The following is an 18394-nucleotide window of genomic DNA, read 5'->3' as shown; positions in this document are numbered from 1 at the left end:
GCAGCGCCGCCCACTTCTATCGCTCAAGAAAAAGGGGCGGCGCTGCGCAGCGCCGCCCCGGGCGGAGGCCTCCTAGAGGGGATGGAACTAGGCGGCCTTCTCGCCTTCGATCAGGGTCGACTTGCCAGACCCGATCTCGATGCGGCGCGGCTTGAGCGCCTCCGGTAGCTCGCGCTTGAGCGAGATCGACAGCAGGCCGTCGGACAGGTCCGCGCTGGTCGCCACCACGTAGTCGGCCAACTGGAACCGGCGCTCGAAGTTGCGCTCGGCCAGGCCGCGATGCAGGAAGCGGCGGCCTTCGTCGTTGGCGGCCTTGCGGCCCTGGACGGTCAGGAGGTTTTCCCTGACCTCGATCTCCAGTTCTTCCGGACGGAAGCCGGCCACCGCGATATCGACGCGATAGGCGTTATCGTCGATGCGTTCGATGTTGTAGGGCGGGTAACCGGTCGCCGCGTCGACCGACGCGGTCTGTAGCAGGTCGGCCAGCCGGTCGAAGCCGACGACGGAACGGTAAAGGGGGGAGAAGTCGATCGTACGCATGGGTTTCACCTTCTTCAGCAAGCAAGGGTTCATGCGGGCCGTGGGCGAGCCGATCTGGCCCCGCCCGTCGCCCGGAAGGCCCGGGATTCCAGCGCCTTCGAGACCCTAGGTAAGGTTCGCCCAAAGGGGTTCAAGGGGCGGAAATTCACATTTCGACGGATCGCCTTGCCACCGCCGCGCCGGTCTCTAGGGTCGGCGGAACCCAGCCTCGAGGAGCTTCGCCCATGATCCGCCAGAGACTGAGCGCCGCCGCCGGCGTACTCCTGGCGCTTGTCGCGACCGCGGCGCTCGCCCAGGACGCCGTCCTCCAGGCCGCGGCGGCGAGCCCCTGGCGCACCGCGGCGCTCGCGGAGCGCGACGGGTGGCGCCACCCGGTCGAGACGCTCGCCTTCTGGGGCCTGAGGCCCAGGGCGACGGTGGTCGAGATCTCGCCCGGCAACGGCTATTGGACCGAGATCCTCGCCCCTTACGCCAAGGCCGCCGGCGGCCGCTACGTCGCCGCCCTCGCCGACGTGGACAACCCCGAGACCTCCGAGGCGGCGCGCAAGGGCCGCGCGGCCTTCCAGGCCCGCTTCTCCGACCCGGCCAGGTACGGGGCCGTGGACTTCGTGAGCTTCGGCGCCACGTCGAAGCCGCTGGGCCCGGCCGGCTCCGCCGACCTGGTGGTCACCGCCCGCAACGTCCACAACTGGATGTGGAAGCCCGGCATGCTCGACAAGGCGATGGCCGATTTCTTCGCGGTGCTGAAGCCCGGCGGGACCCTGGGCGTCGAGGAGCACCGCGCCGACCCGCGGCCGCAGGTTCCCGACGCCAAGGACGGCTATGTGGCGGTGGCGACGGTGAAGGCCGCGGCCGAGAGGGCCGGCTTCGTGCTCGAGGCCCAGTCAGAGGTCAACGCCAACCCCAAGGACACCAAGGACCACCCCGCCGGCGTCTGGACCCTGCCGCCCACGCGCCAGGTCCCCAAGGGCGCCGTCGATTTCGACCACGCCAAGTACGACGCCATCGGCGAGAGCGACCGCATGACCCTGCGCTTCCGCAAGCCGGCCTGAGGGCGGGGACGTGCTCTCGCGCCGCAGCGTGCTGGCCGCCGTCCTGGTCCTGGCGGGCTGCAGCCGCAAGCCGGCGGGGAAGGCGCCGGAAGCGCCCGGGGCCTCCGGTCCGATGACGCTGCCGGGCGCGGTCGCCGGCCGCTGGCGCTCCCCCGGCGACAAGGTCCGCGACCGCTGGCGACACCCGGCCGAGAGCCTGGCCTTCTGGGGCCTGAAGCCCGGCTGGACGGTGGTGGAGTTCTGGCCGGGCGCCGGCTGGTACACCGACATCCTGGCGCCCTACCTCGCCTCCAACCACGGCCGGCTCTATCTGGCCAACCTGCAGACCGCCGACCCGGCCGACCTCTCGGCCCAGGAAATGGACGCGGCCCTGCGCGAGCGCATCAGGGCCAGGCCCGGCCTCTACGGCGACGTCCGGTTCACCACCTTCGGCCCCGCTAGCGGCCCGGTGGCGCCGGCCGGGACCGCCGACCTGGTGCTCTTCCTGCGCAACCTGCACAACTGGATGGCCGCCGGCGTCGCCGAGAAGGCCTTCCGCGACGCCTTCGACGCGCTGAAGCCCGGCGGCGTCCTGGGGATCGAGGAGCACCGCGCCGCGCCGGGCGGGGTGCAGGACCCGCTGGCGGGCGACGGCTACGTGCAGCAGGCCTACGCCATCCAGCTCGCCAAGGAAGCGGGCTTCGTCCTCGACAAGGCCAGCGAGATCAACGCCAACCCGAAGGACAGCCGCGACCATCCCTTCGGCGTCTGGACCCTGCCGCCCGTCCGCCGCTCCTCGCCTCGCGGCCAGCCGGACGACCCGACCTTCGACCACGCCAGGTACGACGCCATCGGCGAGAGCGACCGCATGACGCTGCGCTTCGTGAAGCCCCGCTGATCGCCCGCTTGGCTTCCCCGCCGTCCGGCGCTAGAGCATGTTTGGTTCTCCTCGAACCAAACATGCTCAGCAAGTCTTTGAAATAGAGCGTGATGGTCTCCGGAACCGGCTTCCACTTCCGGCTATCACGCTCTAGGTCCGATGTTCGCAATGGAGCACCCGTTGGCGTCCGTCGAAGAGCTCACCGACCGCATCCGCCGCGCCATCGCCGCCGGCGCCGACCTGGACCGCTCGGTCAAGCTGGACCTGAAGGGGGAGGGGGTCATCCGCATCGCGGGCGGCGCGGTCTCCAATGAGGACGGCCCCGCCGACCTCACCGTCACCGTCAGCGCCCGCGACCTGGCCGCGCTGGGCAGGCGCGAGCTCGATCCCACCCGGGCGATGATGACCGGCCGCCTGCGCCTGTCCGACATGGCGCTGGCCATGAGCCTGCAGCCGCAGATCCAGGCGCTGTTCGCCAAGGCGGCCGGTGCCTGAGCCCGCGCCGCTGATCGCCACGCCGGAGGCGCCCGTCCCGCCGGGCGGCCAGGCGCACTGGTTCGCCGGCGCCGACGGGGCCCGCCTGCGCGCGGCGCTGTTCGCGCCGGTCGGCCCCGCCCGCGGCTCCGTCGTGCTGAGCGGCGGCCGCACCGAGCCGATCGAGAAGTATTTCGAGGTGGTGGGCGAGCTGCTGGCCCGCGGCTTCGTCGTCCTGGCGCACGACTGGCGCGGCCAGGGGCTGTCGCAGCGCTACCTGCCCGACCGGCTGAGGGGCCACGCCGACGGCCACCAGACCTTCCTGTCCGACTTCCACGCCCTGCTGGCCGCCTTCGGGGACCGCCTGCCGGAGCCCTGGATCGCGCTGGGCCACTCGATGGGCGGCTGCCTGACCCTGCTGGCCGTGGCCCAGGGCGAGGCGCCGCGCTTCGCCGCCGCCGTGCTTTCCGCCCCGATGCTGGGCCTGAAGCTTCCCATGCCGCCCGGGGTGGCCGGGGGGCTCGCCCGCCTGTTCCGCGCCATCGGCCGGGGGAGCGGCTACACCCTCAGGCAGCAGGGCCGGCCTTTCGACGACACGTTCGAGGGCAACCTGCTCACCCATGACGAACGCCGCTTCCGGCGCTACCGCCGCCAGGTTGAGGCCTGTCCCGAGCTGGCGCTGGGCGGCGTCACCTGGGGCTGGCTGGACTTCGCCTTCCGCGCCATGGCCGAGTTCGCCAGGGCGGAGCGCCTGCGCGCCATCACCCTGCCGGTGCTGATGCTGATCGCCGAGGCCGACCGGATCATCGACACTGAGGCGCAGCGCGCCGTCGCCACCCGCCTGCCCGACGTTCGCGTGGTGGTGGTGCCGGACGCCCGCCACGAGATCCTGATGGAGACCGACGACCGCCGGGCCGTGGTCTGGGCCGCCTTCGACGCGCTGGCCGCCCGCGTCGCGCCATAGGTCGGCGATTTGCGCGACGGCCCGCCGAAGCCGGCGGCGGCTTTCGACCCGGCGCGCCCTATTTCGCCGAGCGCCTGAGCGCCACCAGCGCCTCGTCCAGGCAGTCGCGGTCGCCGGCCACCACCAACTGGCCGCCGTTGCGCCCGATGGGCTCGCCGCGCCAATTCACCGCCACCCCGCCGGCGCCTTCGATCAGCGGCTGGGCCACCTCGATGTCCCAGGACTTGCAGCACGCGCCCTCGATGGCCAGGTCCATCTTGCCCAGGGCCACCATGGCGTAGCCGTAGGCGTCGCAGCCGGTACGGGCCAGCCTGGCCGCCGCGCGCACCTGGTTCCAGGCGCCCAGCTCCGCGCCGTCGAAATACTGGTTGGGATCGGTGGTGTGGATCACGGCGTTGGTGAGCTTGGGGCAAGGCCGCACCCGAAGCGGCCGCTCGCCGTCGCGGGCGATCAGGCGCGAGCCGCCGGCGTGGCCGATGAACAGCTCGCCCAGGTAGGGCTGGCCGATGGAGCTCAGCGTCGGGTCGCCGCGCCAGCGCAGGCTGATCAGGGTGGTCCACAGCGGCAGGCCGGCGATGAACGCCCGCGTGCCGTCGACCGGGTCCAGCACCCAGACGAACTCGACTTCCGGCCGGTCCTCGCCGTACTCCTCGCCGATCACACCGTGGTCGGGATAGCGCTCGGCGATCAGCCGGCGGATGGCCCGCTCGGCGCCACGGTCGGCCTCGGTGACAGGGTCGAAGCCCGCCTTGCCGCCTTTGTCCTCCAGGCCGTGGTCGGCGCGGAACAGCGGCAGGATGGCGGCGGATGACGCCTGGTTGAGCTCGACCAGGAAGGCGTCGAGCTCGGCGAGACGGGCAGGTGCGAGCATGCCACGGTGTAGCGTGGCCCGGCGCGCGATCCTACCCCTGTCGCTTCGGCGTCAGGCCGCGTCGTTGTCGCCGTTCAGCGACTTGGCCAGGTCCAGCAGGCGCCGGCGGGGCCGCTCGCCCAGCTGGTAGTAGGCGCGGATCAGGTCCAGCGTCTCCTTGCGGGCGAACATCTCGCCGCCCGGCTCCGCGTCGTTGGCCTGGGCGCGCTCTTCGTCGGACAGCCCGTCGTAGAAATAGCCCACCGGCACTTCCAGCGCCGCGGACAGCTGCCACAGCCGCGCCGCCGAGATGCGGTTCGCACCGCACTCGTACTTCTGGATCTGCTGGAAGCGGACCCCGCAGGCGCCGGCCAGCTGCTGCTGCGTCAGCCCCAGCAGGCGGCGGCGGCGGCGCAGCCGCTTGCCGAGGTGAACGTCGATATCGTTGCCGATGGGCTCCATTGCCCCCTCACATCCAACAGCGTCCCACCGCGGGACGACCCGCCGGACATCCGGCAAGTCGCGCGCCAAGCGAGTCCGGTTCGCGTTGCGCGACACAGGGGCCCCGGCCTACTTAAGGCGCATGGCGCAAGCGCAGCCTTCGTTCGCCCAGGATCTGGCCTGGCGCCTGGAAGCCCTGGGCGTCGACCTGCTCACCGGCCTGGCGCGCGCCTTTCCCATCGACCTGGTGTCCGATTTCGGCGCCTGGCTGTTCCAGCGCCTGGGTCCGCTCACCGGCGCCCACCGGGTGGCCGAGACCAACCTGCGAGTCGTGTTCCCAGACGCCTCCGACGCCGAGATCGAAGCCCTGCTCAAGGAACAATGGGCGCACGCCGGCCGCTGGGCGGTGGAGTTCCCGGTGCTGGACCGGATCATCGCCGATCCGGGCCGGGTGGAGGTGGTGGGGGCGGAGCGCCTGGCCGAGATCGCCGTGAGCCGGACGCCGGTGGTGTTCATCTCCGGCCACTTCTCGTCGTTCGAGATCATGCCGGCGGCGATCATCCATGCCGGGATCACCTGCCAGATCACCTACCGCGCCGCCAACAACCCCTATGTCGACGACCGCTTCAAGAAGAGCCGCTGGCGCTACGGCGTGCGCCTGTTCGCCCCCAAGGGCGGCGACGGGGCCCGCGAGCTGCTGGAGGCGATGGGCCGCGGCGAATCGGTGGCGCTGATGAACGACCAGAAGTTCAACGGCGGGGTCGCCGCGCCGCTGTTCGGCGTCATGGCCCACACCGCCCCCGGCCCGTCGCGCCTGGCGCTGCGTTTCGGCGCCGTGCTCCAGCCGATGAGCGTCCAGCGCAAGGACAAGGCCCGCTTCCGGGTGGTGGTCCACGACCCCATCCCGTTAGAGCGCACCGGTGACCGCGCCGCCGACATCGAGGCCGGCGTCCGCAAGGTCAACGCCTTCATCGAGGCCCGCGTGCGCGAACGCCCCGCCGAATGGTTCTGGGTCCACAAGCGCTGGCCCAACGAGCTGTACCGGAAGGGAAGGGCGTGATCGCACCTTCTCCCCTCGCGGGAGAAGGACGGGTCACTTTTCCCCGTTCAGCTCCCGCCAGCGCTGCAGCGCCTGGGTGGGGCCGGCGTAGGCTTCCTGGGTGACCGGGTTCCAGTAGCGCAGCGCCTCGAGCGGGATCTTCACGCCGGACACCGCACATTCCACGTAGCGTCCCGGCTTCAGCACCACGAACTCGCCGTCGCCGTAGTGCAGGTGGGCCCGCTCGCCGCCGGCGGGAAGGTTTCGGTCGTGGGCGTTCATGCCCGCCAATATAGCGCGTCCGGAGGGTTCAGAACAGATCGCCCTGCGCCGCCGGGGCAGGTTTGGCGGGCGTACGGGCCGGCCTGGCGGGACGCGGCGCGGCTTCCTGGCCGTCGATCACCGCCTGGCGAGTGGCGTCGGCGAACTTCAGGCCGATCTCCTCGCCGGCCAGCAGCGAGGCGCCCTGGCGCACCAGCGAGCCGTCGGCCCTGTGCACGCGGGCGAACCCCCGGTCCAGCGGCAGGTCCGGGTTCACCGCCGCCAGCAGTTTGCCCAGGCTGGTCAGCCGCTCGCCGGTCCGCGAAAGGCTGCGCTCCACGCAAGGGGTCAGCCGGACCGCGACCCCCGCCAGCCGCTCGGCCTGCACCCGCTGCGGCCGCTGCAGCAGCAGCGGCGACAGCCGCGAGGCGGTCCGCACCAGGTCGCGCTCGTGCGCCGAGGCGTTCTTCTCCAGCGCCGCGGCCAGCCGGTTGGCGGCCAGGTCGAAGCGTTGCCCGGCCAGCTCCACCAGGTCGGGGACCCGCGCCAGGCTGCGGCCCGCCGCCTGCACCCGCCCGCGCCGGTCCTCCACAGCGCGGCCGCCACAGCGGTGCATCCGCGCGGAAAGGTCGCCGACGGTATAGCGCAGGTCGGCGATCACCGGCGTCGCCCGCTCGGCCGCCGCCGTCGGCGTCGGGGCGCGCAGGTCGGAGACGAAGTCGATCAGGGTGGTGTCGGTCTCGTGCCCCACGGCGCTGATCAGCGGGATGGCCGAGGCCGCCACCGCGCGCGCCAGCGCCTCGTCATTGAACGGCCACAGGTCCTCCACCGAGCCGCCGCCGCGCGCCACGATCAGCACGTCGGGACGGGGCAGGGCGCCAGAGCCTTCGAACCGGTTGAACCCCTCGACCGCCGCCCGCACCTGGGCCGCGGCCTGGTCGCCCTGCACCACCACCGGCCAGACCACCACCCGGCAGGGCCAGCGCTCGCGGATGCGGTGCAGGATGTCGCGGATCACCGCCCCCGTCGGGCTGGTGACCACCCCCACCACCGCCGGGCTGGGCGGCAGCGGCCGCTTGCGCGCCGCCTCGAACAGCCCCTCGGCCGCCAGCCTGGCCTTCAGCCGCTCGAGCTGGGCCAGCAGGGCGCCGACGCCGGCCGCCTCCATGCTCTCGATGACAATCTGGTAGCGCGAGCCGGCCGGATAGGCGGTGATCTTGCCGGTGACCGTCACCTCCAGCCCCTGCTCGGGCTGGATGCCCAAGCCGCGCACCTGACCCTTCCAGACCACCCCGTCGATGGCGGCGCGCTCGTCCTTCAGGGTCAGGTAGATGTGGCCGTTGGAGTGGCGGGTGACCTTGGAGACCTCGCCGCGCAGCCGCACGAAGCCGTAGGCGTCCTCCAGCGTGCGCTTCAGCGCGAACGCCAGCTCGGAGACGGAATAAGGCTTGGCGTTGGCCTGCAGGAGGTCGGCGGCGTCGGTGGTCATGGACGGAACATAGGCTGGCTCCCGTCCATCCTCCAACGCCGCCTCTCCCCAACGGAGCGGCTATGGCTAGCGCGCTAGATGTAGCGGCGCAGCGAGCGGGCGAGGTCGTTCGGGCCGGACCGCTTCTTGGTCTGGACGGGCTGGTAGGCGACCCGCGCGTGTTCGTTGCAATAGGGACCGTCGCTGGCGCGGCGGCCGCAGAAGGTGAAGGTCTCCAGCGAGGGGTCGCCGATCGGCCACTTGCACATGTGCGCGCCGAGCGTCAGCACCGTGGCGGAGCCCGGGGCTTCGTCGACGTAGCGGACCGGCGGGGCCTCCGGGACCGCCGCCATGGGCTCGGCGATCCGCCGCGGGGCCGAGGGGGCCGCCGCCGCCGGCCGCGCCGGCCTGGGCGGCTTGAACGCCGGCCGCGCCGGCTTCGACGGCGTCGCCCGCCCGGAGAGGCCCAGACGGTGCACCTTGCCGATCACCGCGTTGCGGGTCACCCCGCCAAGCTGCTTGGCGATCTGGCTGGCGGACAGACCGTCCAGCCAAAGGCGCTTCAGCATTTCAACCCGCTCGTCCGTCCAGCCCATTACCGCCTCCACAGCGCGAATCCGGTCCCGACGACACCTGCACCCCATCGCGGGATCAACATCTTGTGGCGCCAGGCGACGCCTGGACCCATCAACTACTACATATCGTAAATAGATCCCTTACGACCACAATAGGCGCCATGCCTTTCGTCCACAGGAACTAGATATAGCGTCAGGAGGTCGCACCCTTGCGCCGCTGCGGGCAGGGGCGCACATCAGCGCCCATGAAGGACCTGGCCCCAGATACGGTGATTCCGCCGGCGCCCCGCGACTATCACGGCTTCAACTGGGCGGGCTTCCAGACCCTCTATCTGCGCGAGGTCCGCCGCTTCATGAAGGTGGGCACGCAGACCCTGGCCGCCCCGGTGGTCACGGCGCTGCTCTACATGATGGTCTTCGTGGTGGCGGTGCAGGGCGCGCGGCCCCCGGTGCACGGCACGCCGTTCTCGGTCTTCGTGGCGCCCGGCCTGATCATGATGTCGATCCTCAACAACGCCTTCGCCAACTCGTCGTCGAGCCTGCTGCAGGCCAAGTTCAACGGCCTGATCGGCGACTTCCTCACCCCGCCGCTCACCCCCCTCGAGCATGTGGGGGCCTTCGCCCTCGGCGCCGCCACCCGCGGGATCGCGGTGGGGGTGGTGACCTGGCTGGCGGTGCTGCCCTTCACCCACCTGCCGCTCGTCCATCCCTGGGTGATGCTTTACTTCGGGGTCGGCGCCGCCCTGATCCTCGGCCTCCTGGGCATCATGGCCGGCCTCTGGGCGGAGAAGTTCGACCACATGGCGGCGGTGACCAACTTCATCGTCATGCCCATGACCTTCCTGTCGGGCACCTTCTACCTGGTCGAGCGCCTGCCGGAGCCCTTCCGCACGGCCAGCCGGTTCAACCCGTTCTTCTACCTGATCGACGGCTTCCGCTACGGCTTCATCGGCAGCGCCGAAGGCTCGGTCGCCGCCGGTGCGGTGATGACCGCGGGCCTGGTGCTCTGCCTGACCTGCGTCTGCCTGTGGATGTTCGAGACCGGCTACAAGATCAAGACCTGAGCCGGGCCGGCGTCACCGCAAGGCGGCGAACATCGCCTTGAGGCCGACCGGCCCGCCCTTGCTCTCGGCGCGGCGGTAGCCGTCGCGCGCCCGCATCCGCTCCAGGTGCGCCCGCATGTTGGCGTAGGGGGCGATGCGGTCCATGCCCTCCGCCAGTTCTTCCAGGAAGCAGAGCTGGATGTCGGCGGCCGTGAAGGCGTCGCCGGCGATGAACTCGCGCCCAGCCAGCGCATCGTCGATCAGCGCGAGCGGAACCTTCAGGTTTTCCTCGACCATCGCCGTCTGCGCGCCGCCGCCCAGCCGCCGCGCCCAGCCGACCATCATCAGCGGCGCCTTGGCCGAGCCTTCCATGTAGGTGAGCCATTGGTAGAACGACATCGCCGCGGACGTGCCCGGCGGGGGGCGCAGCCGTCCGTCGCCATAGGTCTCGAGGATGTAGAGGATGACGCCGGTGGACTCGATCATCGTGCAGCCGCGGTCTTCGATGGTGGGCGCCTTGGCGGCCGGGTGCACGTCGCGCAGCGACTGCGGCGAGCGGCGCGTGCTTGGATCGCGCTGGTGCCTCACGATCTCGTAGTCGAGCCCCAGTTCTTCCAGCAGCCAGAGCACGACGTGGGAATGCGAGTTGCTAAGGTGATGCACCTTGATCATCGGTTTTCCTGTGCTCGCGCGTGAGGGCCGGCGCACCATCAGGCCGCACAGCCCGGCTTGCAAGCCGGCCGACGCCCGGCCCTCTCCACAGTTGACAGACCACCGTCCCGAAGGGAAAAGGTGCAGCCTTCCAGTCCCCGTCGCCACGCGGCGGGGACATTTGGCTTTGGAGGGCCTTCCCGTGAGCGAAACGACCGCGTCGCAAGCCGCGCCTGTTCCCAGCGACCATCTGATGGGCGTCTATCAGCGCGCCCCGCTGGCGTTCGAGCGAGGCGAGGGCGCGCGCCTGTTCACGGCGGACGGCGAAGCCTACCTCGACTGCCTGGCCGGCATAGCGGTCAATGCGCTGGGCCACGCCCACCCCAAGCTGGTGCAGGCGTTGAAGGACCAGGCCGAGAAGCTCTGGCACGTGTCGAACATCTTCACGATCCCGGGGCAGGAGGCGCTGGCCAGGAAGCTCACCGACCTGACCTTCGCCGACGTGGTGTTCTTCACCAACTCCGGGACCGAGGCGGTGGAGTGCGCCATCAAGACGGCGCGCAAACACCACTGGGCCAAGGGCGCGCCCGAGCGGATCGACATCATCGGCTTCGAGGGCTCGTTCCACGGCCGGACCATCGCGGCGGTCAACGCCTCGGGCAACGAGAGCTACCTGGAGGGCTTCGGCCCGCGCCTGCCCGGCTATCTCGTCGCCCCGTTCGACGACATCGACGCGCTGAAGGCGCTGATGGGACCCACCACCGCGGCGATCATCATCGAGCCGGTGCAGGGGGAGGGCGGCGCCCGCTCGCTCTCGGAATCCAGCCTCCGGGCGCTGCGCCGGCTGTGCGACGAGACCGGCGCCCTGCTGATCTACGACGAGATCCAGTGCGGCCTGTCGCGCACCGGCCGGCTGTTCGCCCACGAGTGGGCCGAGGGCGCGGCGCCTGACATCATGTGCGTCGCCAAGGCCCTGGGCGGCGGCTTCCCGGTGGGCGCGTGCCTGGCCACCGCCGAGGCGGCCAGCGGCATGACCCCGGGCTCCCACGGCTCCACCTACGGCGGCAACCCCATGGCCATGGCCGTGGGCCTGGCGGCGGTGGAGGAGCTGGCCAAGCCGGAACTGCTGGCCAACGTGCGCGAGCTGGCCGGCTACTTCGTCCAGCAGCTGTCCGGCCTGCAGCAGCGCTATCCCGACGTGGTGGTCGACATCCGCGGCAAGGGCCTGCTGATCGGGATCAAGCTCGCCACCAACAACCGCGACTTCATGCAACTCGCCCGCGACCAGAAGCTGCTGATCGCCGGCGGCGGCGACAACTGCGTGCGCCTGCTGCCGCCGCTGACGCTCACCCTCGACGAGGCCCGCGAGGCGGTGGAGAAGCTGGAGGCCGCCTGCCGCGCCGCCCGCGACCGCGCCAAGGCCGCGGCTTAGCAGGCCCCCGCCGCGAACCTTCCCGCACCCCGGCCGTCCGCGGCCGGGTGTCCGGGGCTTTTGGACATCCCATGACCAAGCCTAGACATTTCATCGACCTGTGGCGCCACGAGGCCGCGGACCTGCGGGCGATCCTGAACGACGCCAAGGCGCGCAAGGCCGCCCGGCGGGGCTGGCCGCAGGGCCGCCGCGACGCCGACGCCCCCGCCGCCGAGCGGACGCTGGCGATGATCTTCGAGAAGAACTCCACCCGCACCCGCTTCTCCTTCGACGCGGCCATGCGCCAGCTGGGCGGCGACGTGATCATCTCCTCGTCCTCCGACATGCAGCTGGGCCGCGGCGAGACCATCGAGGACACCGCCCGCGTGCTCTCGCGCATGGTCGACGCGGTGATGATCCGCGCCCACCGCCACGAGGACGTGGAACGGCTGGCCTGGGCCTCGCAGATCCCGGTGCTGAACGGACTGAGCGACAAGGGCCACCCCTGCCAGATCATCGCCGACCTGCTGACCTACGAGGAGCACCGCGGCCCGGTCGCGGGCCGCACCATCGCCTGGGTGGGCGACGGCAACAACGTCTGCTCCAGCTTCATCCACGCCGCGCCCAAGCTGGGCTTCAAGCTCAAGATCGCCTGCCCGGCCATCTACCACCCGGACCTGGTGGACCTCGCCCGCGCCGCCGACCAGGGCGGCCAGGTCGAGCTGACCGACGACCCCGCCCAGGCGGTGCGCGGCGCCGACTGCGTGATCACCGACACCTGGGTCTCCATGGGCGACGTCGACCACGACGCCCGCCTCGACGCCTTCGAGCCCTACCAGGTGGACGAGGCGCTGATGGCCGTCGCGGCGCCTGACGGCGTCTTCCTGCATTGCCTGCCGGCCCACCGCGGCGAGGAGGTCACCGACCAGGTCATCGACGGCCCCCGCTCCCTCGTCTGGGACGAGGCGGAGAACCGTATCCACGCCCAGAAGTCGATCCTCGCCTGGTGCTTCAGCGCCATCGGATAATACAATTACAAGCTGTGCGTGGCGGGCTCGAAATCGGCATGCAGGACCCCATATGCCCGCGATGTCCCAATCTCCTGACGACCTCGTCGAACCTTTCCAGATCGAGGGCGAGCCGGTCCGCGGCCGGCTGGTCCGCCTGGGCTCCGCCGTCGACGAGATCCTGGCCGGCCACGCCTATCCCGAGCCCATCGCCAACCTGCTGGGCGAGGCCTGCGCCCTGGCCGCCCTGGTCGGCTCCAACCTGAAGTTCGACGGGCGCCTGATCGTCCAGGCGCAAGGCTCCGGCCCGGTCCGCTACGTGGTGGCCGACTACGACACCGAGGGGGCCTTGCGCGGCTACTGCCGCTTCGACCCCGACCGGCTGGCCGAGGCCGCCGCCGGCTTCGCCCGCCCCGGCGCCCGCAGCCTGCTGGGCGAGGGGATCTTCATCATGACCGTCGACCAGGGCCCGGACATGGACCGCTACCAGGGCGTCACCCCCATCGAGGGCGAGACCCTGGCGCTGTGCGCCGAGCAGTATTTCGCCCAGTCCGAGCAGACCCCCACCCGCGTCCGCCTGGCCGTGGGCCGCGCCAACTCCGGCGAGGGCGACCGTTGGCGCGCCGGCGGCGTGCTGATCCAGAACATCGCCGAGGACGATGCCCGCGGCTCTACCCAGGAAGCCTGGACCCGCGCCCAGGCCCTGTTCGAGACCCTGGGCGAGGACGAGCTGATCGACCCGCTGCTCCCCGCCGACCGCCTGCTCTACCGCCTGTTCCACGAGGACGGCGTGCGGGTCTTCGAGGCCAAGCCCCTCAAGGCGTTCTGCCGCTGCTCGCAGGACCGCATCGAGAACGTGCTGCGCTCCTTCGGCGCCGACGAGCGGGCCGAGATGGTCGAGGCCGACGGCAAGATCCGCGTCACCTGCGAGTATTGCAGCCGCACCTACCAGGTGGAGCCCGACGCCCTGGAGCGCGCCTGAACCTCAGGCCGCGTCCAGCGCCCGGCTGACGTCGCGGGTCAGGTCCCGTGCGCCCTCCAGCCCCACGCTCATCCGCACCCAGCCGGGCGTGAGGCCGATCTTCAGGCGCTCCTCCTCGGGCATGGAGCGGTGGGTGGTGGTCGACGGATGGGTGGCCATCGACTTGGCGTCGCCCAGGTTGTTGGAGATGTCGACGATGGCAAGCGCGTCCAGGAACCGCCAGGCGGCCTCCTGGCTCCCCAGGTCGAAGGCGATCAGGTTGCCCGCGCCCGACATCTGGTTGGCGATCACCGCCGCCTGGGGATGATCCTTCCGGGCGCAGTAGACGACCTGCCTGACCTTGCGGTGGGCGGCGACGGCTTCGGCCACCTTGGCGGCGTTCTCCGTCTGCCGGCGCACGCGCAGGTCGAGGGTCTCCAGCCCCTTGAGCAGCACCCAGGAATTGAACGGCGACAGCGCCGGCCCCGTATGGCGCAACAGGTCGCGGTAGGCCTCCTGCATCAGCTCGGCCGCGCCCAGGATCGCCCCGCCCAGCACCCGCCCCTGGCCGTCGATATGCTTGGTGGCCGAATAGACGACGATGTCCGCGCCCAGCGCCAGCGGCTTCTGGAAGATCGGGGTGGCGAAGACGTTGTCCACCACCAGCTTGGCGCCGACCGCGTGCGCCACCTCGGCCACCGCCCCGATGGCGGTCACCTCCAGCAGCGGGTTGGCCGGGCTTTCCACCAGGAAGGCCCGGGTGTTGGGCCGCACGGCGTTCTTCCACGCCTCGATGTCGGTGGCGTCGACGAAGGTGGTCTCCACCCCGAAGCGCGGCAGCAGCTCGGCCACGATCCAGCGGCAGGAGCCGAACAGCGCCCGGCCCGCCACCAGGTGGTCGCCGGCGCGCAGCAGGCCGCAGAGCGAGGCGTACACCGCCGACATCCCCGAGGCCGTGGCCTTGCACATCTCGGCGCCTTCCAGCAGCGCCAGCCGCTCCTCGAACATCTGCGTCGTCGGGTTGCCGAACCGCTGATAGATGAACCCCGGCTCGTCGCCCGAGAACCGCCGGTCGGCGGCGCCGGCGCTGTCGTAGGCGAAGCTCTGCGTGAGGAAGATCGCCTCGGACATCTCGCCATAGGGGCTGCGGGCCATGCCGCCGCGCACCAGGCGGGTCTCGATCTCCCAGGTGTTCGGATCTTCGGCCATGGCGGTCTCCTTGCCGGGTCTGCAGGCGAGGCCGGCATAAGGACAGCCGGCGGGCGGCGGTCAAGGGCCGCACAGCCATTGGCGGCTTGTCAGACTCGGGCCCGGCGGCGACTGTCGCGCCGATGCGACAAGCCTCCAGCTCCCGCCGCGACCTGCCCGCCGGCATCCTGCCCTGCCAGGCCATCGAGGCCCTGATCGCCGGCGGCGCCGTCGCCGCCGACCAGCCTTTCGACCATGACCAGGTGCAGCCGGCGAGCCTGGACCTGCGCCTGGGCGCGCGGGCCTGGCGGGTGCGCGCCTCGTTCCTGCCGGGCCGGGGCCGCACGGTGCGTGAGCGCCTGGGCGACGTGGCCATGCACGCCCTCGACCTCTCCAGCGGCGCGGTGCTGGAAAAGGGCTGCGTCTACATCGCCGAGCTGCAGGAGCGCCTGGCCCTGCCGCCGGGGATCTCGGCCAGGGCCAACCCCAAGAGCTCCACCGGCCGGGTCGACGTCTTCGTCCGCCTGCTCTCCGACCACAGCGTGGCCTTCGACGACGTGGTGGAGGGCTATCACGGCCCGACCTACGTGGAGATCGCGCCGCAGACCTTCTCGATCCTGGTGCGCCCGTCCAGCCGGCTCAACCAGCTGCGCCTGAAGCGCGGCGTGCCGCCGAGGCTGTCGATCCGCAGCGTCGGCGTCGACCTCACCGACGGGATCGCAGGCTTCCGCGCGCGCCGCCACGCCGGGGTCATCGACATCGACTACGAGGACGGCCACGACCCGCGGGACTACTGGGAGCCGCTGGTCCCCCGCCGCGGCGAGCTTTTGCTGGATCCCGGCGAGTTCTACATCCTGGCCTCGAAGGAAGCGGTGGAGATCCCGGTGCTGCAGGCCGCGGAGATGACGCCCATCGACCCGTCGGTGGGCGAGTTCCGCGTGCACTACGCCGGCTTCTTCGACCCCGGATTCGGCGCCGCCGAGACCGACTCCGTGGGTTCGCGCGGCGTACTGGAGGTCCGCAGCCACGAGACGCCCTTCCTCCTGGAGGACGGCCAGACCGTGGCGCGGCTGGTCTATGAGCCGCTCACCGAGCGGCCGACCCGGCTCTACGGCGAATCCGGCTCCCACTACCAGCGCCAGGGCCTGAAGCTCTCCAAGCACTTCCGCGTCTGGGACTGAGGGCGCCGTCCATTTGCCCTCGCGGCCGCGCCCGCCGGTCCTTAGGATCGCGCGACGACAGCAGGAGAGGGGCGCCATGGCGGACGCCGAGGTCAACGAAAGCCGGCTCTATGGGTCCTGGGACCTGCAGCGCTGGCGCCGCATCGCGGCCGACGGGAGCGTGACCCTGCCGCATACCGACAACGGCCGCGGCCGCATCGTCTACGAGCGTTCCGGCCGGATGGCGGCGTTCCTGGTGCATCCGGACTGGCCGGCGCCCGGTCTCGTCAACGGCTTCACCGCCTATTCGGGCCCGTTCAAGGTGGAGGACGGTTCCGTGCATCACATGGTCGACTTCGCCAGCCAGCCGTCGATGGTCGGCAAGGACCTGGTCCGCAAGGTCACCCTGCGCGGCGAACTGCTGATCCTCGAGGCCGCGGCGATCGACGAGGCCGCCGCCCGCCACGAACTGGAGTGGCGGCGGGTCACGGCGTGAGCGAAGCCCGGCCGAGCTGCGGCTCGGAACAATGAAGGCCGCGGCGCGCTAATCGAGACACGATCGACGGAGGCGCTGATGCCGGACGTTCGCGACAATGCCGAACCGGACAATCCGGTCGGAGGCCCGCCCCGGGCGGACTCCGTGAACCAGGCCAGGCCCGGCCGGAAGGACGCGGTCGAACGCACCGGGCCCGTCCAGCAGGCGCCTGACGAAGCTCGCGCCTTCGAGCGAGAGCAAAACGGCGAGCGTGACGATCAAAGGCCGGTGTCGCCGAACGAGGGCCGCCTTGGTCCCGCCGCCGACCCCGCCGAGGGTAAGCGCTGATTCGCCGGCGAAGCTGCTTGGCGGGCTGAGCGGGCCCCTGTCGCCAGGAACCGGCCTGCAAGCCGGTGCGCCGGCGCGGCCCAGGTTCCGCATCCGAGATTTATGCCGTTTCTGGATTAGTCGGTTGAAAAATTCTATTTATTCTTGGGCAAAGGCCTTGGCAAAGTCGGTGCTGCCGGGGATCGGCGTCAACCGGTCGATGAGAGAAGAATTCGTCCGACCGACCGAAGTGGACGGGCAGCGCCTCGGTCTCGTACGAGACGGCGGAGCTGGTCGCCGGGGTGCGCCTCGTGCTGCGCGCCGACGCCAACTACAAGGGCAAGACCATGCTGGCGGCCAACACGGGCGCCCCGGCGATCCGGGCGGCCACCACCACCGACGGCAGCTGGATCGTGAACGCCCGCGTCGCCCTCGCCGACGTCAATATCGCAGGGAAGAAGACGCAGATCGCCGCCTGGGGGCGCAACCTGTTCGACAATAGGAAGCTGACCAATTCGGGCGGCGTCGGGTTCCTGTTCACCGGCAACTACGAACGGGCGCGCACCTATGGCGTGGACCTCTCGGTTGAGTTCTGATGCCTCGGGCGGCGACCGCGGGACGCGGGCGCCGTCCCGACACGTCATATGAAGGGAGAGACCATGAACGCCAAGCCGGAAAGCCGCAGCGGTTCCGCCTCGCCTCCGGGCGCCGCGCCCCGGAGAAAGATGCAGGTCGACGCCGACGGGGTGATCCACATCGACGCCTTCGAGCTGCCCATCTCGGCCGCCCTGAGTCCGGAGGCGCGCCAGGCGCAGATCAACGCCCTGCTGCACTCAGAGCTCGGCCTTGCGCCTTTCGCCGATGTGACCAGTGAAGCGGAGTTCATCGCCGAGGTCGACAAGGCCCGGCGGCAACTGGACGAGAAGTTCCTGGGGCCGCTCGCCGGGGCGCTCCTGGCGGCCTTCCCGGTGGCCATAGCGCCGGGCGAGATCGCCGGCGTTCCCGTCGAAGTGTTCACGCCGGCGGCGGAGGCGGACCCGGACAGAATCCTGATCAATCTGCACGGCGGGGCGTACTTCTGCGGCGCGATCCACGGAGGGCGGGTCGAGGCGATTCCGGTGGCGAACCTGGCCAGGATCAAGGTCGTTTCCGTCGATTACCGGCAGGGCTACGAGCACAAGCACCCGGCGGCCACCGAGGACGTGGTCGCGGTGTACCGGGAGCTGTTGAAATCCCATTCCCCGCAGAACATCGGCATCTATGGCGGCTCGGCCGGCGGCAGGCTGACCGCCCAGGTCGTCGCGCGCCTGATCCATGAGGGCGTCCCGCCCCCGGCGGCCGCCGGCGTCTTCGGCAGCGGCGCCGGCGGCGTCGGCGATGCGGCCTATTTCGGCAAGATCGGGATGGGGGAGCCGCCGCCGCCGGCGTCCGCTCCGGAGGAAATCTTCCCGGTCCAGATGCGCAGCGAGGCGTTCGGATATTTCGCCGGCGTTGCGGTGAACGATCCCTGGGCGGCGCCGCTGCACGCGCCGCCCGAGGTGCTCGCCAAGTTCCCGCCGACGCTCTTCATAACCGCCACCCGCGCCTTCGACATGAGCCAGGCGACCCTCTTCCACCGTGCGCTGTCGCGCGCCGGCGCCGAGGCGCA

The 18394-nt window shown here is 71.0% G+C and carries 22 protein-coding genes; 14 read left to right on the top strand and 8 right to left on the bottom strand.

Translation table 11 applies throughout. The annotated features are described in order from the left end of the window. Positions 1-87: 87 nt before the first annotated feature. Positions 88-540, bottom strand: coding sequence for an Hsp20 family protein (locus tag VGL30_RS11000; RefSeq protein ID WP_331539843.1), 453 nt, complete (start codon positions 538-540; stop codon positions 88-90). A gap of 224 nt (positions 541-764) precedes the next feature. Between VGL30_RS11000 and VGL30_RS10995 the strand changes: the two genes are divergently transcribed. The 4 genes from VGL30_RS10995 (at position 765) to VGL30_RS10980 (ending at position 3889) form a co-directional block, all read left to right on the top strand. Next, on the top strand, positions 765-1592 hold the full coding sequence (locus tag VGL30_RS10995) for a methyltransferase (RefSeq protein ID WP_331539841.1): 828 nt from the start codon (positions 765-767) through the stop codon (positions 1590-1592). A gap of 10 nt (positions 1593-1602) precedes the next feature. Further along, the gene (locus VGL30_RS10990; protein WP_331539839.1) at positions 1603-2469 is read left to right on the top strand and encodes a methyltransferase; all 867 of its coding nucleotides are present in this window, start codon (positions 1603-1605) and stop codon (positions 2467-2469) included. Positions 2470-2631: 162 nt separating this feature from the next. Beyond that, the gene (locus VGL30_RS10985) at positions 2632-2946 is read left to right on the top strand and encodes an SCP2 sterol-binding domain-containing protein (protein ID WP_331539837.1); all 315 of its coding nucleotides are present in this window, start codon (positions 2632-2634) and stop codon (positions 2944-2946) included. After that, the gene (locus VGL30_RS10980; protein WP_331539835.1) at positions 2939-3889 is read left to right on the top strand and encodes an alpha/beta hydrolase; all 951 of its coding nucleotides are present in this window, start codon (positions 2939-2941) and stop codon (positions 3887-3889) included. The genes VGL30_RS10985 and VGL30_RS10980 overlap by 8 nt, the downstream gene beginning before the upstream one ends. A gap of 58 nt (positions 3890-3947) precedes the next feature. Here the strand turns inward: VGL30_RS10980 and hisN are convergent, their stop codons facing one another. Both hisN and VGL30_RS10970 read right to left on the bottom strand, forming a co-directional pair. Then, positions 3948-4760 (bottom strand): histidinol-phosphatase, encoded by an 813-nt coding sequence (gene hisN / locus VGL30_RS10975; RefSeq protein WP_331539833.1) that lies wholly within the window; start codon positions 4758-4760, stop codon positions 3948-3950. A gap of 51 nt (positions 4761-4811) precedes the next feature. Beyond that, the gene (locus VGL30_RS10970) at positions 4812-5201 is read right to left on the bottom strand and encodes a helix-turn-helix transcriptional regulator (protein WP_331539831.1); all 390 of its coding nucleotides are present in this window, start codon (positions 5199-5201) and stop codon (positions 4812-4814) included. 121 nt (positions 5202-5322) lie between these two features. Here VGL30_RS10970 and VGL30_RS10965 point away from each other — a divergent pair, with 121 nt between their 5' ends. Beyond that, on the top strand, positions 5323-6240 hold the full coding sequence (locus VGL30_RS10965; protein WP_331539829.1) for a lysophospholipid acyltransferase family protein: 918 nt from the start codon (positions 5323-5325) through the stop codon (positions 6238-6240). Positions 6241-6273: 33 nt separating this feature from the next. Here the strand turns inward: VGL30_RS10965 and VGL30_RS10960 are convergent, their stop codons facing one another. The 3 genes from VGL30_RS10960 to VGL30_RS10950 all read right to left on the bottom strand — a co-directional run bounded on the left by VGL30_RS10960 (position 6274) and on the right by VGL30_RS10950 (position 8544). After that, the gene (locus VGL30_RS10960; protein ID WP_331539827.1) at positions 6274-6501 is read right to left on the bottom strand and encodes a DUF2093 domain-containing protein; all 228 of its coding nucleotides are present in this window, start codon (positions 6499-6501) and stop codon (positions 6274-6276) included. A 28-nt stretch (positions 6502-6529) separates the two neighbouring features. Then, positions 6530-7969 carry an exodeoxyribonuclease VII large subunit gene (xseA, locus tag VGL30_RS10955; protein ID WP_331539825.1) on the bottom strand — a complete coding sequence of 480 codons (1440 nt, stop codon included), beginning with the start codon at positions 7967-7969 and terminating at the stop codon, positions 6530-6532. A gap of 74 nt (positions 7970-8043) precedes the next feature. Next, positions 8044-8544 (bottom strand): GcrA family cell cycle regulator, encoded by a 501-nt coding sequence (locus VGL30_RS10950; RefSeq protein ID WP_331539823.1) that lies wholly within the window; start codon positions 8542-8544, stop codon positions 8044-8046. 224 nt (positions 8545-8768) lie between these two features. Between VGL30_RS10950 and VGL30_RS10945 the strand changes: the two genes are divergently transcribed. Continuing rightward, positions 8769-9587, top strand: coding sequence for an ABC transporter permease (locus tag VGL30_RS10945; protein WP_331539821.1), 819 nt, complete (start codon positions 8769-8771; stop codon positions 9585-9587). A 12-nt stretch (positions 9588-9599) separates the two neighbouring features. On the opposite strand, the gene VGL30_RS10940 is transcribed toward VGL30_RS10945, so the two are convergent. Then, a complete protein-coding gene (locus VGL30_RS10940) occupies positions 9600-10238 on the bottom strand; it encodes a glutathione S-transferase family protein (protein ID WP_331539819.1) in 639 nt (212 codons plus the stop codon). 232 nt (positions 10239-10470) lie between these two features. Here VGL30_RS10940 and VGL30_RS10935 point away from each other — a divergent pair, with 232 nt between their 5' ends. The 3 genes from VGL30_RS10935 to VGL30_RS10925 all read left to right on the top strand — a co-directional run bounded on the left by VGL30_RS10935 (position 10471) and on the right by VGL30_RS10925 (position 13617). Further along, on the top strand, positions 10471-11649 hold the full coding sequence (locus VGL30_RS10935; protein WP_331539845.1) for an aspartate aminotransferase family protein: 1179 nt from the start codon (positions 10471-10473) through the stop codon (positions 11647-11649). A gap of 71 nt (positions 11650-11720) precedes the next feature. Further along, on the top strand, positions 11721-12656 hold the full coding sequence (gene argF, locus VGL30_RS10930; protein WP_331539817.1) for an ornithine carbamoyltransferase: 936 nt from the start codon (positions 11721-11723) through the stop codon (positions 12654-12656). A gap of 52 nt (positions 12657-12708) precedes the next feature. Beyond that, positions 12709-13617, top strand: a complete 909-nt coding sequence (locus VGL30_RS10925; RefSeq protein WP_331539815.1) for an Hsp33 family molecular chaperone — start codon at positions 12709-12711, stop codon at positions 13615-13617. 3 nt (positions 13618-13620) lie between these two features. On the opposite strand, the gene metZ is transcribed toward VGL30_RS10925, so the two are convergent. Next, positions 13621-14805 carry an O-succinylhomoserine sulfhydrylase gene (metZ, locus tag VGL30_RS10920; protein ID WP_331539813.1) on the bottom strand — a complete coding sequence of 395 codons (1185 nt, stop codon included), beginning with the start codon at positions 14803-14805 and terminating at the stop codon, positions 13621-13623. Positions 14806-14927: 122 nt separating this feature from the next. Between metZ and VGL30_RS10915 the strand changes: the two genes are divergently transcribed. From VGL30_RS10915 to VGL30_RS10895, 5 genes are all read left to right on the top strand, one after another. Continuing rightward, positions 14928-15965, top strand: a complete 1038-nt coding sequence (locus VGL30_RS10915; protein WP_331539811.1) for a 2'-deoxycytidine 5'-triphosphate deaminase — start codon at positions 14928-14930, stop codon at positions 15963-15965. Between the two features lie 76 nt (positions 15966-16041). Further along, entirely contained in the window at positions 16042-16440 is a 399-nt protein-coding gene (locus VGL30_RS10910) for a lipocalin-like domain-containing protein (RefSeq protein ID WP_331539809.1), read from the top strand. A 78-nt stretch (positions 16441-16518) separates the two neighbouring features. Continuing rightward, the gene (locus VGL30_RS10905; protein WP_331539807.1) at positions 16519-16767 is read left to right on the top strand and encodes a hypothetical protein; all 249 of its coding nucleotides are present in this window, start codon (positions 16519-16521) and stop codon (positions 16765-16767) included. Between the two features lie 281 nt (positions 16768-17048). Then, positions 17049-17342 carry a hypothetical protein gene (locus VGL30_RS10900; RefSeq protein WP_331539805.1) on the top strand — a complete coding sequence of 98 codons (294 nt, stop codon included), beginning with the start codon at positions 17049-17051 and terminating at the stop codon, positions 17340-17342. Between the two features lie 63 nt (positions 17343-17405). Beyond that, a partial coding sequence (locus VGL30_RS10895; protein ID WP_331539803.1) for an alpha/beta hydrolase occupies positions 17406-18394 on the top strand: 989 nt, incomplete at its 3' end.

The sequence above is a fragment of the Phenylobacterium sp. genome (assembly GCF_036502675.1).
Lineage (GTDB): Bacteria > Pseudomonadota > Alphaproteobacteria > Caulobacterales > Caulobacteraceae > Phenylobacterium.
This window is presented reverse-complemented; position numbering and strand designations above follow the sequence as displayed.